The organism is Shewanella sp. SP2S2-6 (assembly GCF_031931965.1).
Taxonomy (GTDB): domain Bacteria; phylum Pseudomonadota; class Gammaproteobacteria; order Enterobacterales; family Shewanellaceae; genus Shewanella; species Shewanella baltica.
The window spans coordinates 100759-118328 of the sequence record NZ_JAUOEQ010000009.1 but is presented as its reverse complement, the minus strand read 5'-3'; the positions used below and the strand labels follow the sequence as shown (position 1 = coordinate 118328).

The following is a 17570-nucleotide window of genomic DNA, read 5'->3' as shown; positions in this document are numbered from 1 at the left end:
TAAAATGGTTGATTTACGTTTGCTGCGTTTCTTTATCGCAATTTTTGAAGAGAACAATATCACCGCAGCGGCTAACCGTTGCTTTGTGAGCCAGCCTTCACTGTCAGCTGGCTTAAAGCAATTGGAAGAAGAGTTAGGCGGCCAGTTATTTGAGCGTAGCAAAAAAGGCGTTAAACCTTTGGACAGCGCGCACTATCTATACCCTTTGGCGGTTAAATTAGTCGAGGAGGCGAGTAAGTTACCAGGCTTATTTATGGCGAAGGCGAGCCGGCAAAAGCTACGTTTGGCTGTGATGCCAGACTTAAGTCAGCGGCGTTTGGCGGGATTTTTACAGCAGGTGAATCAAGCCATTGAGAAGCTAGATCTGGAGCTGGTGGATTACCAAAGTCCCGCAGATTGTCGTTTAACTATCGACAGTTTACGCCATGAAGATGAAGTGTTTTTCCCGCTATGGGAAGAAGATTATGTGCTGTGCGTTCCGACTGAGCATCAGCTCGCACAGGCTAACCGTATTCGCCCCGAAGAGTTAAGTCAGTATGATTTTATTGAATGTCCGCCCTGTGAGGCACATCAGCAAACCATAGGACTACTGGCATGCAGTAATTTGTCACTGAATCTGGTCGCAAAGGCTGACTCTAAATCTTTGGTGATGTCATTGGTGCTGGCTGGATTTGGGGTGAGTTTTTTACCCGATGGTTTAATTGAGGATGAGCCTAGGCTCAAGCAAGTAAAATTTGATGGTCCGAGAATGTTTCGTCGTATTGGTCTGTGTTACCCGTCCCATCAGACGATTGCGCCAACGCTGGCTGCCTTGTTACGGCATTTAGCCGCACGCGCGAATTAATTCCAAGTTAGTTTTGGGTTATCAGTATTCAGATCAGTGAGTCGCTAAGGGCGATTCAGTGAGATTTAGCGGTGGCTCGACACCATAGGATTCAAATAGCCGAGTGATTTCGCCTGAGGTGCGCATGTCGTCGACTATCTGGTGAACTTGCTTGGCATATTGATGCCGCGGCGACTTGAGCGGAATGCTGAAATAGCGACCGTTCTTGCTGATGTCGACGTATTCCATCTGCTTAAGTTGGGGATCTTTAGCAAAGAATTGCATCTCATGTTGTTCGGAGGTGATGGCTAAATCGATACGTTCTGCCTTCAACATATTGATTAACTGGCCGTTATCATTAACAAAAGACACTTTTAGTTGGTTTTGATTGTCATTGAACTGCGGACAGTAAAAAGCGCCTCTGAGTGCGCCAATGATATAAGGCTTTAATTCATCGAAATTTTTGACCTCAAGCTGTCGATTCGCAAGGGCAAACTAATAGACGTAGCGCTTGTCGTAGCCCAGTAGCATAGGGTCCAGAAAATCGTTGCGCTCGGGTGTCATCGAATGGACGGGAATGAGGTCGACTTGCCCCGTTTCCGCGACTTTAATCGTGCGTGCCCAAGGCACATTACTCCAATTTACCTTGTGACCTAGACGGGTGATAACTTGATTGATCACCGCAGCACCTGGGCCTTTGCATTCACCATTTTCGAAATAAATAACAGGATGCCTATCGCGGCAGTGTGCTTGCCAGACAACAGCAAAGGTTTCTGCTCTCGCTTGGGGCAGAAATAAGCATGAAATGACGATTATCAGTATCAGCCTCATTCATCTTGCCTATTAAAATGGTCAGTTTTAATTATCGGGCTGGACAGTTAATCCGACTAGGTTTTATGTCTAGTCATTTAGCCGTACAGGTTTAGTGAATACAATGATTGTAGTGCTTATAAATCCACTGTGCTTTTTAAGTAATTATAAATGCACTCTATTTTATCACTAAAAGGTTTGGCTTATTTCATTTGGCCAAACCTTTTCTGGGACTCATTCGCTGCTGCGAAACTTACCTATACAGACTCAAGATAGGGCGTTAATTGAGTTTCAATGGCCTCAATTTGGGTTTCGGCGTAGGCAAGTTCAGATTCTGTTAAGCAAGATTTAGCGCTAGTTTGGTAGAGCAGCTGATCGCTATTCATACCGTATTTGCCAAAATGACGCAGTAATAAGCTAGACCAAATAAACACTTGTACTGGCTTGTTTAATCGCTCCGCGCTGTAAATATTGACCAGTTCCCGCATAGCAATTTCATTACCTAGCTCTGCCGATTTGATGAACCAAGTTTCTGCTGCCTGTAGAGCCTCTTGAGTGGGTTTTTCACCACTTAAAAATGATTCAGCCTTATAGGAATAAAAATATTGTTGTTGCTCAGTGGGGATCGGATACTGATGCAAGAAACTGTCACGCAGCCGCTCGGCCTCTCTTATCTCTAAGGTGCCTAGTTGTTGACTCAATCTAGCTAATTCTTTTAGATGATCGGCTCTATTGCTCATGGCCGCGAGCTGGTAATGCATTAACGCTTTAATCGGTTGGCGACTCACGCCTAAACCTTGCTCATAAATCTTGCCTAGGCCTAGCAGTGCGTCTTCATTCCACTTAAGTGCGAATTCTTCAAAGTCAATTTTAGCCTGTTGGTAATCACTTTCATTTTGTGGCGCTTTCAGTAAAAGATGAGCAAATTCAATCTTAGCGAAGTCATTACCTCTAGCGACAGATTGGCTTAACCAATGGCGCGCCTTGTTATAGTCGACAGCAAAATCTTCACCGTAGAGGAAACGTTTACCAAGATAATACTGGCGGAAATCATCGTCTGCGGCGCGCTCGCTAAGTAATGCCTCTGCGCGAGCTAAATCTTTAGGTCCACCTTGGCCTGCGGCAAGCATATACCCTAGATCATCTTTTGCTAATTCATCACCAGCGGCGGCAGATTTTTCAAAGTATTCCCGTGCTTTGGAATAGTCCGAAGTAACGCGTTCATCATGCCAGTAGAGTGTGGCTAAATGGTAATAGGCTCTTTGGTCTTCTTGTGCGGCGGCTTTTTCGAACCAGTAAATTGCTTGGCTAGCATCGGGATCGAGAAAGGGCTGGCTTAGATACAAGTAAGCAAGCTCATATTGAAACTCGGCTTGCCCCGCTTCGGCATTAGGTTTGAGTTGCTCTACTTGTGCGATTAACTCATCGAGTGTTTGCGATCCAGAAGAGAGCAAATTAGGTAAGGTGAGCATGGGTAAATATTGAGGCTCTATTTCGGCGGCTTTTTTATACCAATCGTTAGATGCCTTGGGATCGGCGGGGATTTGTGGGAATCGACCCGAATATAATTCGGCAAGGGTGATAGCCGCAACGGCCAGCCCTTTATCCACTGCTTGATGAATAAAATCTAAGCCAGCTTCCACTTGATTTTTATTAATCAGTGCGATGCCATGATGGAGTAGCGCATTGGGCTCTCCTGCGGCAAGCGCTTCGGCTTGAGCTTGTTTTTTTTGATATTTAGCGAAGAAAATAAACAGTACAACAAAAGCAATAATTATGAGTATCAACAACATAGTAATCCATCACTATCGATATTTGGGAGCATAGTAAACGTAAATTCGTACAAGAATGCAAGTTTACAATGTGAGCTAGGCTGACCGACTACGCCGGTCAACCCCAGGATCATTAGCGTTATTTATCTTGCAGATGGATCTCCCTGATGGGGCAGGCAATCTCTATTCCCGCCTGCTTAAGGGCGTTGTAGAGGGCTAAGTTCACCTTATATTTATGCTGAAAATAGCTTTGCGTGGGCACCCAATAGCGCACTCCCATTTCAATCCCGATAGCATTAAAACCATTGATGCCGACATTGGGCATGGTCTCTTGATAGACATAAGGATTGTTGCCCAATAACTCAGTGATCACACTAATAGCTCGTTCGGGATCTGTGTTGTAACTGAGATTAAACTGGGTTTCGACCAGTTTATTGCTAAAGGAATTATGCAGGATCTCACCGACGATATGCTTATTGGGAATGCTGATTTGCTCGCCTTCCTCATTACTCAGAATGGTCATGCCTAAGTGAATACGTTTAACGACGCCGCTTTCCCCTTTGATTTCGATAGTGTTTCCCACCACGAAAGGACGGGTGACGATAATGGTCACGCCGGCGGCATAGTTGGCCAACATGCCTTGCAAGGCTAAGCCAGCACCTAAGGAGGCTGCACCAATGGCTGCCACCATAGGGGTGACGCTGATGCCAATTTTGCCGAGGGCGATGATCCCAACCATTATGATGATCAGAATGCGGATAAGGTTACTGACAAAATTGCTTAAGGTAATGTCGATATTGTGTTTTTCGAACTGCTTCGCGACTAAACGTGATGCCTTACTGGCGACCCACAAACCCAGTAAAAAGATCAGCAAAGCGCCGACCAATTGGAAGCTATAGGTAACTAAAAACTCTGTGATCAGCTGATAAACGCCTTGTAGTTGCTGCAATTCCTGATCGAGTCCAGGTGTTATCATTATGATATCCTTGTAATAAACTTAACTGAGCGAGTATAGCGCAGAAATCCCATCAAATGCTTATTCGCCATGCATGTGTGAAGCGTATCATGTAATCGCGGTTGGTTTAATGAGTCGATAGGGGGAGTCAGGTATGCTGTCCGCCTATCCAATAATGGAGTCGAGTGTTTATGAAAACGCTGTTGTTATGTCTGTCTTGTCTATTAACCCCCATGTGGGCCTATGCTGCGAGTTATGTTGCTGGCGATGCGATTAATCCTATTTCACTTCTCGATCAAAATGATCAAACGATAAGTGTGACAGATGAAACTCAAGTTTTACTCTTTAGCCGCAGCATGAAAGGCGGCGATGTGATTAAAGAAGCACTCACGCCTCTGAGTACGACTCAAATGCCTGCTGGGTTAGTTTATGTCGCGGATATCAGTGGCATGCCTTCTTTGATTGCTAAGTTTGTTGCTGTGCCACAAATGCAAGATTTACCCTTTGCGATTGGGTTAGATAGGGAAGGTGAGATCAGTCGTTTACTACCAGATACCAAAGATATGGCCACTATGATATTGCTCAATCAGCGTAATATTTTAGATATCGCCTATTTTGATTCCAGTGAAGCCTTGGGCCAAGCACTCGCAAAACTGAATCAGCCGCAGTAACGATTTAATTTACTTGAACTATTTTAAGGCATCAGATTAGCCTTCTTTCGTGGTGCGCTCGCCCCTCAAGCTTATCGCTTTGGGATGGAAATGTTGGCGTGAGCCAGTCAATCCATCTCCTTTGCGATAACGTCGTAAAAAATTCACTTTTTATTCTGCTAATGCACACAAATTTACCTTATACCAATCACATTAAATATCTAATCAGTTCAGAGCCTCACAGGCATCTCAATCCAAGGCGCATTGACGCAGAAATGGTTATTCCCTTTTAAGTCAATGTAACACCGGAGTGGGATGCCTGTGAGACTCCCGAAGGGCGGGTTTCAACGCGCTTTATACTGCGTTTAAAGCTTTCGACAGAGCACCACTATGCCTTCAAGCCTTCGCCTTGTCTAAAGCGCGTTGAACTCCCGCTGAATGAACAGATATTTAATACGATTGGTATTAGAGTTTGTGTGCATAATTATTTGTTTTATAGAGGCTTTTTTTGATGGTTTAGCCCCTTAAAACATTGTGGAATAAAAAGTTATAAAATCAGCATAAAAATTCGTTGCGTAAAGCGATAAAATATCGTTTACTGCGCACGTTTTTTAAGACATTACACTCACTTTTTTCTACTTGACCCAAAGGAGACTCTGGCCCAATGAGCCAATTTCAATCTATTGATGTTGCTGACTATTATGACATGGACACATTCAAGCGTATTGAAGCGTTTGCCAAAGACAAAGCAACCCCGTTCGTAGTGATTGATACCAGTATCATAGCGAAACAATACGATGACATGGTTAATAGTTTTCCTTACGCCAACGTTTATTATGCAGTTAAGGCAAACCCCGCGGCCGAGATCTTATCTTTACTTAAAGATAAAGGGTCAAACTTTGATATTGCCTCGATTTATGAGCTAGATATGGTCATGAATGTCGGCGTGACAACCGACCGAGTCAGCTACGGCAATACCATTAAAAAGCGTCAAGATGTACGTGCATTTTATGAGCGCGGCGTGCGTATGTATGCATCCGACTCAGAAGCCGATCTGCGAATGATCGCCGAAGAAGCACCGGGATCGCGTATTTACGTGCGCATTTTGACCGAAGGTACAGACACGGCTGATTGGCCGTTATCGCGTAAATTCGGCTGCCAAAACGAAATGGCCTATGAGCTATTAGTATTGGCGCAGGAATTGGGTTTAGAACCTTTCGGTATTTCTTTCCACGTCGGTTCACAGCAACGTGACATCGGTGCTTGGGATTCTGCCATTGGTAAAGTGAAAAGCATTTTTGACCGTCTGCGTGATGAGCACAATATCACCCTGAAGATGATCAACATGGGCGGCGGTTTCCCTGCTAACTATATTGATAAAACCAATCAATTGGGTGTGTATGCCGAGCAGATCACTCACTTCCTGAAGGAAGATTTCGGTGACGATTTACCGCAAATTATTCTGGAGCCGGGCCGATCGTTGATTTCTAACGCGGGGATTTTAGTGTCTGAAGTGGTACTGATCAGCAAAAAATCCTACACAGCGTTAGAGCGTTGGGTGTTCACCGATGTGGGTAAATTCTCAGGCTTGATTGAAACGATGGACGAGGCGATTAAGTTCCCGATTTATACTGATCGTCAAGGCGAGCTGGATAAATGCGTGATTGCCGGCCCAACCTGCGACAGTGCCGATATCATGTATGAGCACTACAGCTATGGTTTACCGAATGACTTAGCCATTGGTGATCGCATGTATTGGTTAACCGCTGGCGCTTATACGACGACGTATTCGGCAGTGTGCTTTAACGGTTTCCCACCGCTGAAAGATTACTATCTGTAAGCGATTACGATGACATGAATAAGGGCGCTTAGGCGCCCTTGTTGTTCGCTAAAGAAGTTTGGAATTACTCGTGGGATTTGAGGATCTGATAAATCTCTTCTTTTAGGTGTAACTTTCTGCTTTTGAGTTCTTTCACTGTCGGGTTGAAATCACTGGCGACACGTTTTTCCAGTTGTTTGATTTCCTCGTCTAACTGATTATGCTCGTTAAACTTACGTTGAAAATGAGCATCTTGGGTTTTCAAGGTGGAAATTAATTCTCTGTACTCTGGAAACATCGGCATTCTCCTTGTCGTCATTTATTACACTTCTGGTTTCGTCTTAACCCTAACCTTTCACTCTCTAGTGAAACGTGATTTAGATCACCTTTCATCCCGCTTCAGATTAATACTAAATGATGATTTATTTTAATTTCTTATAAATCAGCTTATTAAACGATCTTTGCCGCTATCTATGGCATGTGATTAGGATCTGGTTCACACTTTGTTAGGCATAAATCAGACTGACATTCGCAGTGCGGGCAAATTTGCTATCTTGTGATCAGATGTGAGGGGGATTGGTAATTTGATTACGACTAAACAATTACTTCTTGCCGATAATTCTGTGATCAAGTTAACCTTCACCGCTTCGATACTAGGTTAAAGTCGATTTTATAAGAATTTAATTATCAAAAATGAAAGGGGTTTTCACAATGGCTGATGTATTTCATTTAGGTTTGACCAAAGCAATGCTCGATGGTGCAACTTTGGCAATCGTTCCAGGTGATCCAGAGCGCGTAAAACGTATTGCCGAACTAATGGACAATGCGACGTTTCTTGCTAGCCACCGCGAGTATACAAGCTATTTAGCTTATGCCGATGGCAAGCCAGTAGTCGTGTGTTCAACCGGTATCGGTGGTCCATCGACTTCTATCGCAGTAGAAGAACTTGCACAGTTAGGTGTGAATACCTTCCTGCGCGTTGGTACTACAGGTGCAATTCAACCCCACGTGAATGTGGGCGATGTAATTGTGACTCAAGCTTCAGTGCGTTTAGATGGCGCGAGCTTACACTTTGCACCTATGGAGTTCCCTGCGGTTGCAAACTTTGAATGTACCACTGCTATGGTTGCAGCGTGTCGCGATGCAGGCGTAGAGCCACACATTGGCGTAACGGCTTCTTCTGATACTTTCTACCCAGGCCAAGAGCGTTATGATACTGTCACTGGCCGTGTAACGCGTCGTTTCGCGGGTTCAATGAAAGAATGGCAAGATATGGGCGTACTGAACTATGAGATGGAATCTTCCACCTTATTCACTATGTGTGCCACTCAAGGCTGGCGTGCTGCCTGTGTTGCTGGTGTGATTGTAAACCGCACCCAACAAGAAATTCCTGATGAAGCTACAATGAAGAAAACCGAAGTCAGTGCGGTTTCTATCGTGGTTGCAGCAGCGAAAAAATTGTTAGCCTAATTTTATTACGCTAAGCGACACTCCCCTGCAAAGTGAGTGACCAAACTAAAAAAGGTGCCAATGGCACCTTTTTTGTTACTTCAAAATAGTGTCGATACCGATTAGAAGTGGTACTGGGCAATCACAGAGTAAGTGTCTTGATCGACGCCTTTCACACCGTATTTGTTGGTCCACAAATCATATTCGATACCCACCAATAATTTATTGGCTTGATGATCCCCGAACAGACTCTTACCAAGATCGTATTTCAGCTGTGGGTTGAAGTGGAAGTTCTCCTCGTAGCCGTTATCGTCGGTGGCAAATACCCAGTCGATAAAGCCATCGAGTACTATGTTGGCTGAACCAACGGGAATGTCGATGCGAAATACAGGGGTGAACTGCCAGCCGTCACTGTTGTTACCTGTGCTCATACCATTGCGGCGATAGGTATTAAAGTTCAGGTAAGTGAAATAAGGCACGGCGACATCAACGCCTAAACCGTAAAGAAGGCTGTGAACTGGGCCTTCACCTTCTTCATAGGTCAGTGCCAGAGATAAATCTGTTACTGGACCAAAGGCGATTTTCTCGCCGAGGATTTTACTGGCACTGAAGCGTGGCGAAATTTCACCATAGGTGGTGCTTTCCATGCCAGTGTCGTTACCTTTGAAATAGATAAAGTCTTGGAAGGCAAACCAATCACCGTATTTCCAGCCGCCCGCCGTTTCTAAGGTAATAGTGGCTTGTTTGTCTGATGGCGCTAAATCGTAGTCTTCGCCATAGAGGGCTGTTGCACTGAAATCCCACCATTGTACTAAGTCACCCGCAAATGCTTGAGGAGAAAGCATAAGTGCTAGGCATAGGCATGTTTTTTTCATTGTTATTTCCTGTTGTATAGGTGGAAGTTAATTCGCGTCTTACTCAATCCGCTCTCTGACCTATGGCATGGTTTGATGGGTAAGTTCAAACCTAGCGTGAGTGTACGTCAAAGGACTGGCACAAAAGTGGGGGCAATATATGCAAAAATTTACATTTATTCAAAGTTTTTATCGAATGTTGTTGTCAAAATCACATAATCGTTATGGTGAAAATCCATTTTTAGCCGATTGATTTTAAATAGATTTTTCTGTGGATGAATAAGTGTCGGCTTTGAGGTTTGCTATCTTTTTGAATTGATTATGCTTAATTTTAAAACAACCTAAGGGCATTGCCGTATGGATGTAGGAGAATGAGGCCTAACACATAGGAGATTGATTGCGCATTCGGCTTAGTAAATTTTGACATATTATGTCGCTTATCCGAAACGCTGCTGTTATAGTTGCTGCAAAGGACACTCTCATTTCAGGGGGAAATATGGAGTTTTCAAATCCGATTTTAGTGTGGGCTGTGGTGGGGCTAGTATTCATGCTCGCCGAAATAGTGGTTCCCGGTGGCATCATAGTGTTGCTGGGTGCGGCTTGTTTAGTCGTGGCTGGCGCGTTAGGCATAGGGCTAGTCGAAGGCTTAGTGCAGAGCATGACCCTGTGGTTTATCTCGGCCATTGTGCTGTTATTGACCTTCAGACAAGTGACTCAAAGGCTCGTTGGTGGTGATTCCCATGTGGATAACACGGATGAAGCAATCGATCTATACAATCAAATTGTTCGCGTAAAGCAGACCATAGGTCCAGGGCAAACACCCGGGCGGGTGGAATTTCAGGGGAGTGAATGGCCAGCGCTTGGCGATGGCACCACTATCGCTGCGGGGACCGAAGTCAGAATTATTTGTCGTGAAAATATCGCTCTAGTCGTTGAGCCTATTTCAATAGAAGCTTCCAAAAACTAAAGGATGGAATCTATGTTTGTATTTACCTTAGTCATTTTATTTATCTTTTTTATTCTCTATAAGTTGATGCTTATCGTGCCGATGCGTGAAGTGCATGTCATTGAGCGTCTTGGCAAATTCCGTGCAGTATTAAGCCCTGGATTTCATTTTTTGATCCCTTTCTTCGACCGCGTCTCCTACCGTCACGATACCCGTGAGCAAGTATTAGATGTGCCGCCACAGAGCTGTATCTCTAAAGATAACACTCAACTGGAAGTGGACGGTTTAGTCTACCTAAAAGTGATGGACGGCAAACTGGCGAGTTATGGTATTGAAAACTATCGTAAAGCGGCTGTGAACTTAGCCCAAACTACAATGCGTTCTGAGATAGGTAAGCTGAGTTTGAGTGAGACATTCTCCGAGCGTGATAGTTTGAATGAATCCATAGTGCGGGAAATAGATAAGGCGTCTGAGCCTTGGGGGATCAAAGTATTGCGCTATGAAATTCGCAATATCACTCCTTCGCGCCATGTGATCCACACCCTTGAGAAGCAGATGGAAGCCGAGCGTCGCAAACGCGCCGAAATCACGTTGGCCAATGCGGAAAAAGCGGCGATGATCAATATGTCTGAAGGTGAGCGCCAAGAGGCGATTAACCTGTCAGAAGGTCAAAAACAGAAACGGATTAATGAAGCCAAAGGTACAGGGCAAGAGATTGCTATTATCGCTAAAGCGAAATCCGAAGGCATGGCAATGATCTCGCAGGCGTTAGCTGTTAATGGCGGTACCGATGCGATGAATATGTTACTGAAAGAGCAGTTTATCGCTCAGGTTGGCAAGATCCTCAATGACGCACAAGTTTCTGTGGTCCCCGCTGAAATGGCGAAACTCGAAGGTTTCTTCGAAGGCATGGAGCAAGTCACTCAGACAGTGAGTGGCCAGAATAATAGTGGCAAAGGAGCGCGATAATGAATATTCCATTAGATACAGATTTGATTGTGATGGCAATTTGGGGACTGATTTTTGCCATTTTCGTGATTAAGCTTTTTCAATCTATTCGCCTAGTACCCACTAAATCGGCTTATATTGTTGAGCGTTTAGGTAAGTACCACAGCACCTTAGATGCGGGTTTCCATACCTTGATCCCCTTTGTGGACAAAGTCGCTTTCATTCATGATTTGAAAGAAGAGACCATCGATGTACCGCCGCAGGAGTGTTTTTCGAGCGACGAAGTTAACGTTGAGGTCGACGGGGTGATTTATATCTCTGTAACTGACCCAGTCAAAGCCAGTTACGGTATTACTGATTATCGCTACGCGGCTATCCAGTTGGCGCAAACCACCACACGCTCTGTCATTGGGACGCTGGACCTTGACCGTACCTTCGAAGAGCGTGATGTGATTTCTGCCAAGGTAGTGCAAGTCTTAGATCAAGCGGGTGCCATGTGGGGAATACGTGTGCATCGTTATGAGATTAAAAATATCACGCCGCCTGAAACCGTTAAAAATGCCATGGAAATGCAAGTGAATGCTGAGCGTGAGCGCCGGGCATTATTGGCTAAGAGTGAAGGCGACAAGCAGAGCAAGATTAATCGTTCAGAAGGCGTTAAAGCTGAGACGGTAAACCGCTCTGAAGGTGAGATGCAGCGCCGGATTAACGAAGCCGAAGGTAAGGCTGAGGAAATTTTAACGATTTCCCGCGCGACGGCGGAATCGATTGAGCGTTTAGCCTCTGTGATTGCCGCGCCGGGTGGTCACAATGCTCTGCGGATGCAGCTCGGTGAACAGTACTTTAAACAGCTCGATGGCTTAAGCCAGAAGAATAGCCGAGTAGTATTGCCGGGTAATATGGTGGATTTCGATTACTGGATGAATAGCATAGGCTTAACGGAAGAAAAGCCGAGCTAAGGCTCTGGTTAACATCTGAAATTAGCTAGTTTATTAAGGTCAAATACTCAGGTATTTGGCCTTATTTTTTGGCTGTAATTGGATGATGTGTGACGGTTTGTGTGGCGGATAGTGTAGAGGAGAGGGGGAGATCATGCAGCTTCTGTTGAGTGAACCGCGAGAAGCTGCAGTTGGGCATAGATAAATTTTTCATTGAATGGAAGGCTAATAAGCTAGGCGTTCATGAATTTGGGAATGGGCGTGGGTTTCAATGAGCTTGGCAATTTGGTTTTGCTCTAATTGCTGAAGCGCAGAAATTTCGTCATAAATCTTGTCTTGAACATCCAGCGGCATGCGAACATGCTCCATAAACATTCTAATTCCTAGCATGTCACCACTTTTGAAAAGTTGGCTGAATTCGGTGGCTTCTATCTCGATTAATGCATTCATAATACTTCACCCTAAGGTTGGATTTGACACAGATACAACAGTCTTGCTGTTACTTAAGAGATACGCCTAAGTTTGATCTAGGTCAATTAAACTGCATATTAATCTTTATTAATAAAGGATTTTGTTGTTTATAAATAATCAGTTATAGATTTAGCAAAACAGTACTTTAAAAAATAGGGTTGTTTAAAACTGGGCGTGTCTAGATGAGCTTGGAGCGAATGCTGAGTTATGCAGCAAGCTAAATCGTAGCGGATAAAAAATAGTGACGAGCTATAAACGCTGGCCGCTATTTTTTGTGACTAGGCTTATTAAAATAAGCCTAGAAAGGGTGAAGCCTTATTTAGGGATTGCCAGAATCTGACAACCATTAATCCCCGCATTTTGTAGCGTATGACGCTTACGTTCTGCATCACGCTTACGTTCGTAAGGACCTAAAGCGACTTTGTACCACATACCTGTCGTACCTTCGACCTGTCTTACTTGCGCCTCTAAACCTTGGAAAGCGATCACGGCTTTCATCTCGTTCGCCTGTGATTCTTGGCGGAAAGAAGCACACTGCAACTGATATTGCATCGGTGTTCGGCTCGCGACCACATCGGGAATATCGACTTCAACATGCTTGTTTTCAAGCTCACTGAGATAGGTCCATTCTTCCTTCGGTTGAGGCGGCAGAGCGTTAGGGTCCTTTTTCGGCGGAGCAACAGGCTCTGCTGTCTCCTCTGTCGCCACAGGAATAACGACGGCTTTACGCTCGGGTTCTTTCACCTTAGGGGTGAGCACCACATTTTCTTGCGGCTTAACTCGGACTTCAGTTTTCTTAGCCGGAGTTGGCCTCGGCTGCTCTTCTTGCTGAGCATTATCTTTAATGCTCCATAGAAAATAGACGAAACAACCCACAGCGAGTATGACAAAGCCTATCAGCGTCAGCGGCAGCTTCTTACGCGGCGCTGATTTAGATTGTGAAGGCTTTGCTCGGGTTGGGCGAGTCGCGCGGACTGGGCGCGGTTTAGCGCCCGACTGCGGCCTTCTATTGGCATAATCGCGATTACTCATGGCTTACATCCGCTCTAAGGTTTCGATACCGAGTAGATTTAGGCCTTTTTGTAACGTACGAGCCGTCAGCTGTGCGAGTAATAAACGGCTGTTCTTTTGCGCGTCGTTATCAGCAGCAAGTACGGGGCACGCTTCGTAGAAACTTGAGAAAGCTCCCGCTAATTCATACAGGTAAGCACACAGTACGTGCGGTTGACCTTTATCGACAACGCGACTGAGGATCTCACCGAACTGCGCTAACTTGTTACCGAGGTCTTTCTCTTTTTCATGCTCAAGCACGATTTTCGCTTGGCTGAGATCCAGATCGGTTACACGCTTGAAGATGCCTGCAACACGGGTGTATGCGTACAGCAGGTAAGGTGCGGTATTGCCTTCGAAGCTGAGCATTTGTTCGAAGCTGAATATGTAATCGCTGGTACGGTTTTTCGACAAGTCAGCATATTTAACGGCACTGATCCCAACGACGCGAGCGATTTCAGTCAGCGTGACTTCATCCATATCTGGATTTTTGCTGCGAACGAGTTCAAGTGCGCGCACGTTGGCTTCTTCTAACAGGTCGACTAACTTAACGACGCCGCCGCTACGGGTTTTGAATGGACGGCCATCTTCGCCGTTCATCGTGCCAAAACCTAAGTGTTCCAATGACATATCTTCACGAACAAATTTAGCCAGCTTGGCTAGGCTGAAGACTTGTTGGAAATGCAGCGCCTGACGTAGGTCAACAAAATACAGTACGCGATCGGCTTTTAACACGTTCGAACGGTAGCGCATTGCCGCAAGATCTGAGGTGGCATACAAGTAGCCGCCATCAGCTTTTTGGATGATCACTGGTAGTGGCTCACCTTCTTTATTGCGGAAGGCTTCTTGGAATACAACTTTGGCGCCGTTGCTTTCGGTTAATAAACCTTGGGCATCTAAATCTTTAACTACTTGCTCGAGATCGGCGTTATACGCACTTTCACCGTGCACGTCGGCGCGGGTCAGGCTCACACCTAAACGGGCGTAGACTTCATGGCAGTGGCTCAACGAAATGTCGTTAAATTCGCGCCACAGTTTGTTGCAGTATTCGTCGCCAGATTGCAACTCAACCACTAATTGACGAGCGCGGGTCGCAAACTCGGCCGATTCGTCGAAGCGCAGTTTGGCAGCGCGGTAAAAGTTTTCTAAATCAGACAGTTCAAGTTGCGCTTTCTCACCATTTTTGGCGCGTAGCTCTTCCATATAGGCCAGCAACATACCAAATTGTGTACCCCAGTCGCCCACATGGTTTTGACGAATGACTTTGTGGCCTAAAAATTCCAGCGCACGTACCACACTGTCACCAATGATGGTTGAACGTAGGTGACCTACGTGCATTTCTTTGGCGAGGTTTGGTGAAGAGTAATCAACAACAACGGTTTGCGGTGTCGGTAACTTGATACCTAAATGCTCATCGTTGACGGCATTTTGCAGTTGATCCGCTAAGGCGCTGTCGTTGATAAAAAAGTTGATAAAGCCAGGACCTGCGATCTCAACCTTAGCCACATAAGCCGAAGCCGGTAAGGTGTCGATGATCAGTTGGGCTAATTCGCGTGGATTCTTGCCTGCGACCTTAGTCAGCATCATGGCTAAGTTGGTTGCCAAGTCGCCATGACTCTTATCCTTGGTTCGATCTACCTGAATGCGCGCTTCAAAGTCAGCAGGCACAATACCTTGTTGTTTAAAGGATTCTAGAGTTTGTTCAAGTAATGATTGGATATGTGATTTCATGGGTTCTAATCGGCACTAACTTTAAGAGTGAATACAGGGAATAACCGCATATTTTAGCCGTTTGTGGTTAACAATTGCTATCTTCCCGATGATTTTTTATCAAATGGCGCTTAAATACTTATCAAATACTCGACTCAGAGGAGATCCTGCGGATCTCTGTCTAAGCTCCATCGGCAGCGCTTGGCTTCGATAAGCTGCTCTACAAGCGGATGAATACGTTCAAACTCTTGCTGTAGACGGTTGCGGTTTTTCGCTTGGAATAGCAGTTGGCGACGGAACTTGCCGGCTTTTTTATCTAAGGGCGCTGGCATAGGACCAATCACCTCAAATTCTTTATCTTGCGGCAAGAGCGCGGCGAAGGCGTTGAGAAAGTTATCGGCATCACTGGCTAAATGGGCTTCGGCGCGCACCAACACCATGTGCCATGCTGGCGGCAGCAGTGCTTGTTGACGCTCTTTTAACTGGCTGCGGGCAAACTCGCCATAACCGCGATGCAGCAAATCCCGCAAAATAGGATTGTCGCTCTGGTGAGTTTGCAATAATACCGTGCCGGGTTTACTGGCGCGGCCCGCACGACCAGCGACTTGGGTGTAGAGTTGCCCAAAACGCTCGGGCGCGCGGAAGTCGGCGCTAAATAAGGCACCATCGACATCGAGTAGCCCAACAAGTGTCACATCAGGGAAGTGATGGCCTTTAGCCAGCATTTGCGTGCCGACGAGGATTTTATATTCGCCCTTATGAATTGCGTTTAAGTGGGTTTCTAGTGAGCCTTTTAAGCGAGTGGTATCGCGGTCGATGCGTACCACTGGATGTTTCGGAAACTCCAGCTGCAGTGCCTCGGCGAGTTGTTCTGTGCCTATACCTTGGCCCATCAGCATAGTGCTGCCGCATTTGTGGCATTGCTTAGGGATGGCATATTGATTGCCACAATGGTGGCAGCAAATTTCACCAAGGGATTGATGTACAGTAAAAAACGCGTCGCAGCGGTCGCACTCGTGTAAGTGCCCACACTCGTGGCAAAGCAGAGCGGGTGCGAAGCCGCGGCGATTGAGAAACAGTAATACTTGGTTACCTGCGTCTAAATGCAGACGGATTTCGTTCAGCAGCGGTACCGACATTCCTGCTTTGAGCGGCATATTTTTAATGTCGATAATCCCTTGGCGCACTTTTTTAGCGGCGCCAGCACGCTCTCCCAATTGCAAATGATGGTAACGGCCACTTAAGGCATTTTGTAGACTTTCGAGTGAGGGCGTTGCCGTGCCTAATATCACAGGAATTGATTCTAAATGGCCACGCATGACTGCCAAGTCGCGGGCGTGGTAACCGACGCCTTCCTGTTGCTTAAAGCTACTGTCGTGTTCTTCATCGAGTATGATGATGCCGGGATAGGCCATTGGCGTGAACAAGGCCGAGCGGGTGCCGATAATGATGGCGGCCTGACCACAGCGGGCTTGGCGCCAAGCTTCGAGTCTTTGATTGTCGGTTAACCCTGAGTGCAATATGGCGACATTGACTTTAAAACGGCGCTTAAAGCGATTGATAGTCTGGGGTGTTAAACCGATTTCAGGCACTAAAATTAACGCTTGCTTGCCTTGCTTGAGGATTTCCTCGAGCACCGCCAAATAGACTTCAGTTTTACCCGAACCGGTAATGCCTTCTAATAAAGTACAGTGATACCCTTGTTGCAGATTTAAGGTGGCAACGGCGACGGCTTGTTCTTTATTGAGTTTATGTGGCGTTTCGTCCATTTCGAGTGTGGTGCGCCAGTCGAGGTTAAGCTCGGCAATTTTTTCATGGCGTGCCACCCAGCCTTTATCTTCTAGGGCTTTCAGTGCCGCTTTACTGATATCTAAGCTGATCACTTCTTCTTGGGTTAAGCTGGCTGGTTTGAGTAACTCGAGTAATTTTTTCTGTGCGGGTGCTCGCTTAACCGCTTCTGGCGCAATATTTTGGCCTATCTCAGTTAATTGCCAGAATTGGATCTTTTGCGGCGCGGCATCGAGCCCTTTGCGAAGGGCCACTGGTAAGGCTTGGGTTAGCATCTGCCCTTGGCTGCAAAAATAGTATCTCGCGGCCCAAAGGGTTAATTTATAAAGTGATTCAGGCAACAAAGGTTTATCGTCGATAAACTCAAGCACAGACTTAATCTGCTTAGGCGCTAAGCTGCACGTATCTGTGATACCTGTGACTAATCCGATTAATTGTTGACGACCGAAGGGGACTTTAACGCGCACGCCTATCTGCGGTGTACTAGGATAAGTTTCGGGTACGCGGTAGCTAAAGGTTTGCCGCATAGGCACAGGTAACGCAACTTCGACAAACAATGACATATGCAGGCAAGTCTTAGGCAAGAA

Annotated in this window: 15 protein-coding genes and 1 pseudogene; 7 read left to right on the top strand and 9 right to left on the bottom strand. The window is 45.8% G+C overall.

Annotated elements, in window-relative coordinates:
* Positions 1 to 4 precede the first annotated feature (4 nt).
* Positions 5 to 844 carry a LysR family transcriptional regulator gene (locus tag Q4Q57_RS09190; protein ID WP_311890636.1) on the top strand — a complete coding sequence of 280 codons (840 nt, stop codon included), beginning with the start codon at positions 5 to 7 and terminating at the stop codon, positions 842 to 844.
* 33 nt (positions 845 to 877) lie between these two features.
* Here the strand turns inward: Q4Q57_RS09190 and Q4Q57_RS09185 are convergent.
* The 3 genes and pseudogenes from Q4Q57_RS09185 to Q4Q57_RS09175 form a co-directional block, all read right to left on the bottom strand.
* A pseudogene (locus Q4Q57_RS09185) lies at positions 878 to 1654 on the bottom strand (substrate-binding periplasmic protein).
* A 236-nt stretch (positions 1655 to 1890) separates the two neighbouring features.
* Positions 1891 to 3426, bottom strand: coding sequence for a tetratricopeptide repeat protein (locus Q4Q57_RS09180; RefSeq protein ID WP_311890635.1), 1536 nt, complete (start codon positions 3424 to 3426; stop codon positions 1891 to 1893).
* A gap of 118 nt (positions 3427 to 3544) precedes the next feature.
* On the bottom strand, positions 3545 to 4381 hold the full coding sequence (locus Q4Q57_RS09175; protein WP_311890634.1) for a mechanosensitive ion channel family protein: 837 nt from the start codon (positions 4379 to 4381) through the stop codon (positions 3545 to 3547).
* Positions 4382 to 4551: 170 nt separating this feature from the next.
* On the opposite strand from Q4Q57_RS09175, the gene Q4Q57_RS09170 reads away from it, so the two are divergent.
* Positions 4552 to 5031, top strand: a complete 480-nt coding sequence (locus Q4Q57_RS09170) for a hypothetical protein (RefSeq protein ID WP_107946432.1) — start codon at positions 4552 to 4554, stop codon at positions 5029 to 5031.
* A gap of 643 nt (positions 5032 to 5674) precedes the next feature.
* A complete protein-coding gene (locus Q4Q57_RS09165) occupies positions 5675 to 6850 on the top strand; it encodes a type III PLP-dependent enzyme (protein ID WP_006083289.1) in 1176 nt (391 codons plus the stop codon).
* A gap of 64 nt (positions 6851 to 6914) precedes the next feature.
* Here Q4Q57_RS09165 and Q4Q57_RS09160 read toward each other — a convergent pair whose 3' ends face one another.
* Positions 6915 to 7127, bottom strand: a complete 213-nt coding sequence (locus Q4Q57_RS09160; protein ID WP_006083288.1) for a YdcH family protein — start codon at positions 7125 to 7127, stop codon at positions 6915 to 6917.
* A gap of 413 nt (positions 7128 to 7540) precedes the next feature.
* On the opposite strand from Q4Q57_RS09160, the gene udp reads away from it, so the two are divergent.
* Positions 7541 to 8299, top strand: a complete 759-nt coding sequence (udp, locus tag Q4Q57_RS09155) for a uridine phosphorylase (RefSeq protein ID WP_006083287.1) — start codon at positions 7541 to 7543, stop codon at positions 8297 to 8299.
* 101 nt (positions 8300 to 8400) lie between these two features.
* On the opposite strand, the gene Q4Q57_RS09150 is transcribed toward udp, so the two are convergent.
* Positions 8401 to 9153, bottom strand: coding sequence for an outer membrane protein OmpK (locus tag Q4Q57_RS09150; protein ID WP_063883325.1), 753 nt, complete (start codon positions 9151 to 9153; stop codon positions 8401 to 8403).
* 475 nt (positions 9154 to 9628) lie between these two features.
* Between Q4Q57_RS09150 and Q4Q57_RS09145 the strand changes: the two genes are divergently transcribed.
* The 3 genes from Q4Q57_RS09145 to Q4Q57_RS09135 are packed head-to-tail and all read left to right on the top strand — an operon-like array spanning position 9629 to position 11985.
* Positions 9629 to 10099 carry an NfeD family protein gene (locus Q4Q57_RS09145; RefSeq protein ID WP_311890633.1) on the top strand — a complete coding sequence of 157 codons (471 nt, stop codon included), beginning with the start codon at positions 9629 to 9631 and terminating at the stop codon, positions 10097 to 10099.
* A gap of 12 nt (positions 10100 to 10111) precedes the next feature.
* Positions 10112 to 11047, top strand: coding sequence for an SPFH domain-containing protein (locus tag Q4Q57_RS09140; protein ID WP_006083284.1), 936 nt, complete (start codon positions 10112 to 10114; stop codon positions 11045 to 11047).
* Positions 11047 to 11985 carry an SPFH domain-containing protein gene (locus Q4Q57_RS09135; protein WP_063883327.1) on the top strand — a complete coding sequence of 313 codons (939 nt, stop codon included), beginning with the start codon at positions 11047 to 11049 and terminating at the stop codon, positions 11983 to 11985. The genes Q4Q57_RS09140 and Q4Q57_RS09135 overlap by 1 nt, the downstream gene beginning before the upstream one ends.
* Before the next feature lie 204 nt (positions 11986 to 12189).
* Here the strand turns inward: Q4Q57_RS09135 and Q4Q57_RS09130 are convergent, their stop codons facing one another.
* The 4 genes from Q4Q57_RS09130 to priA form a co-directional block, all read right to left on the bottom strand.
* Positions 12190 to 12414: a hypothetical protein gene (locus Q4Q57_RS09130; RefSeq protein WP_006083282.1), complete on the bottom strand. Its 225-nt coding sequence runs from the start codon at positions 12412 to 12414 to the stop codon at positions 12190 to 12192.
* A 336-nt stretch (positions 12415 to 12750) separates the two neighbouring features.
* Positions 12751 to 13467, bottom strand: coding sequence for an SPOR domain-containing protein (locus tag Q4Q57_RS09125; RefSeq protein WP_012088109.1), 717 nt, complete (start codon positions 13465 to 13467; stop codon positions 12751 to 12753).
* A gap of 3 nt (positions 13468 to 13470) precedes the next feature.
* Positions 13471 to 15216: an arginine--tRNA ligase gene (argS, locus tag Q4Q57_RS09120; protein WP_006083280.1), complete on the bottom strand. Its 1746-nt coding sequence runs from the start codon at positions 15214 to 15216 to the stop codon at positions 13471 to 13473.
* 134 nt (positions 15217 to 15350) lie between these two features.
* Positions 15351 to 17546, bottom strand: coding sequence for a primosomal protein N' (gene priA / locus Q4Q57_RS09115; RefSeq protein WP_006083279.1), 2196 nt, complete (start codon positions 17544 to 17546; stop codon positions 15351 to 15353).
* Positions 17547 to 17570 lie beyond the last annotated feature (24 nt).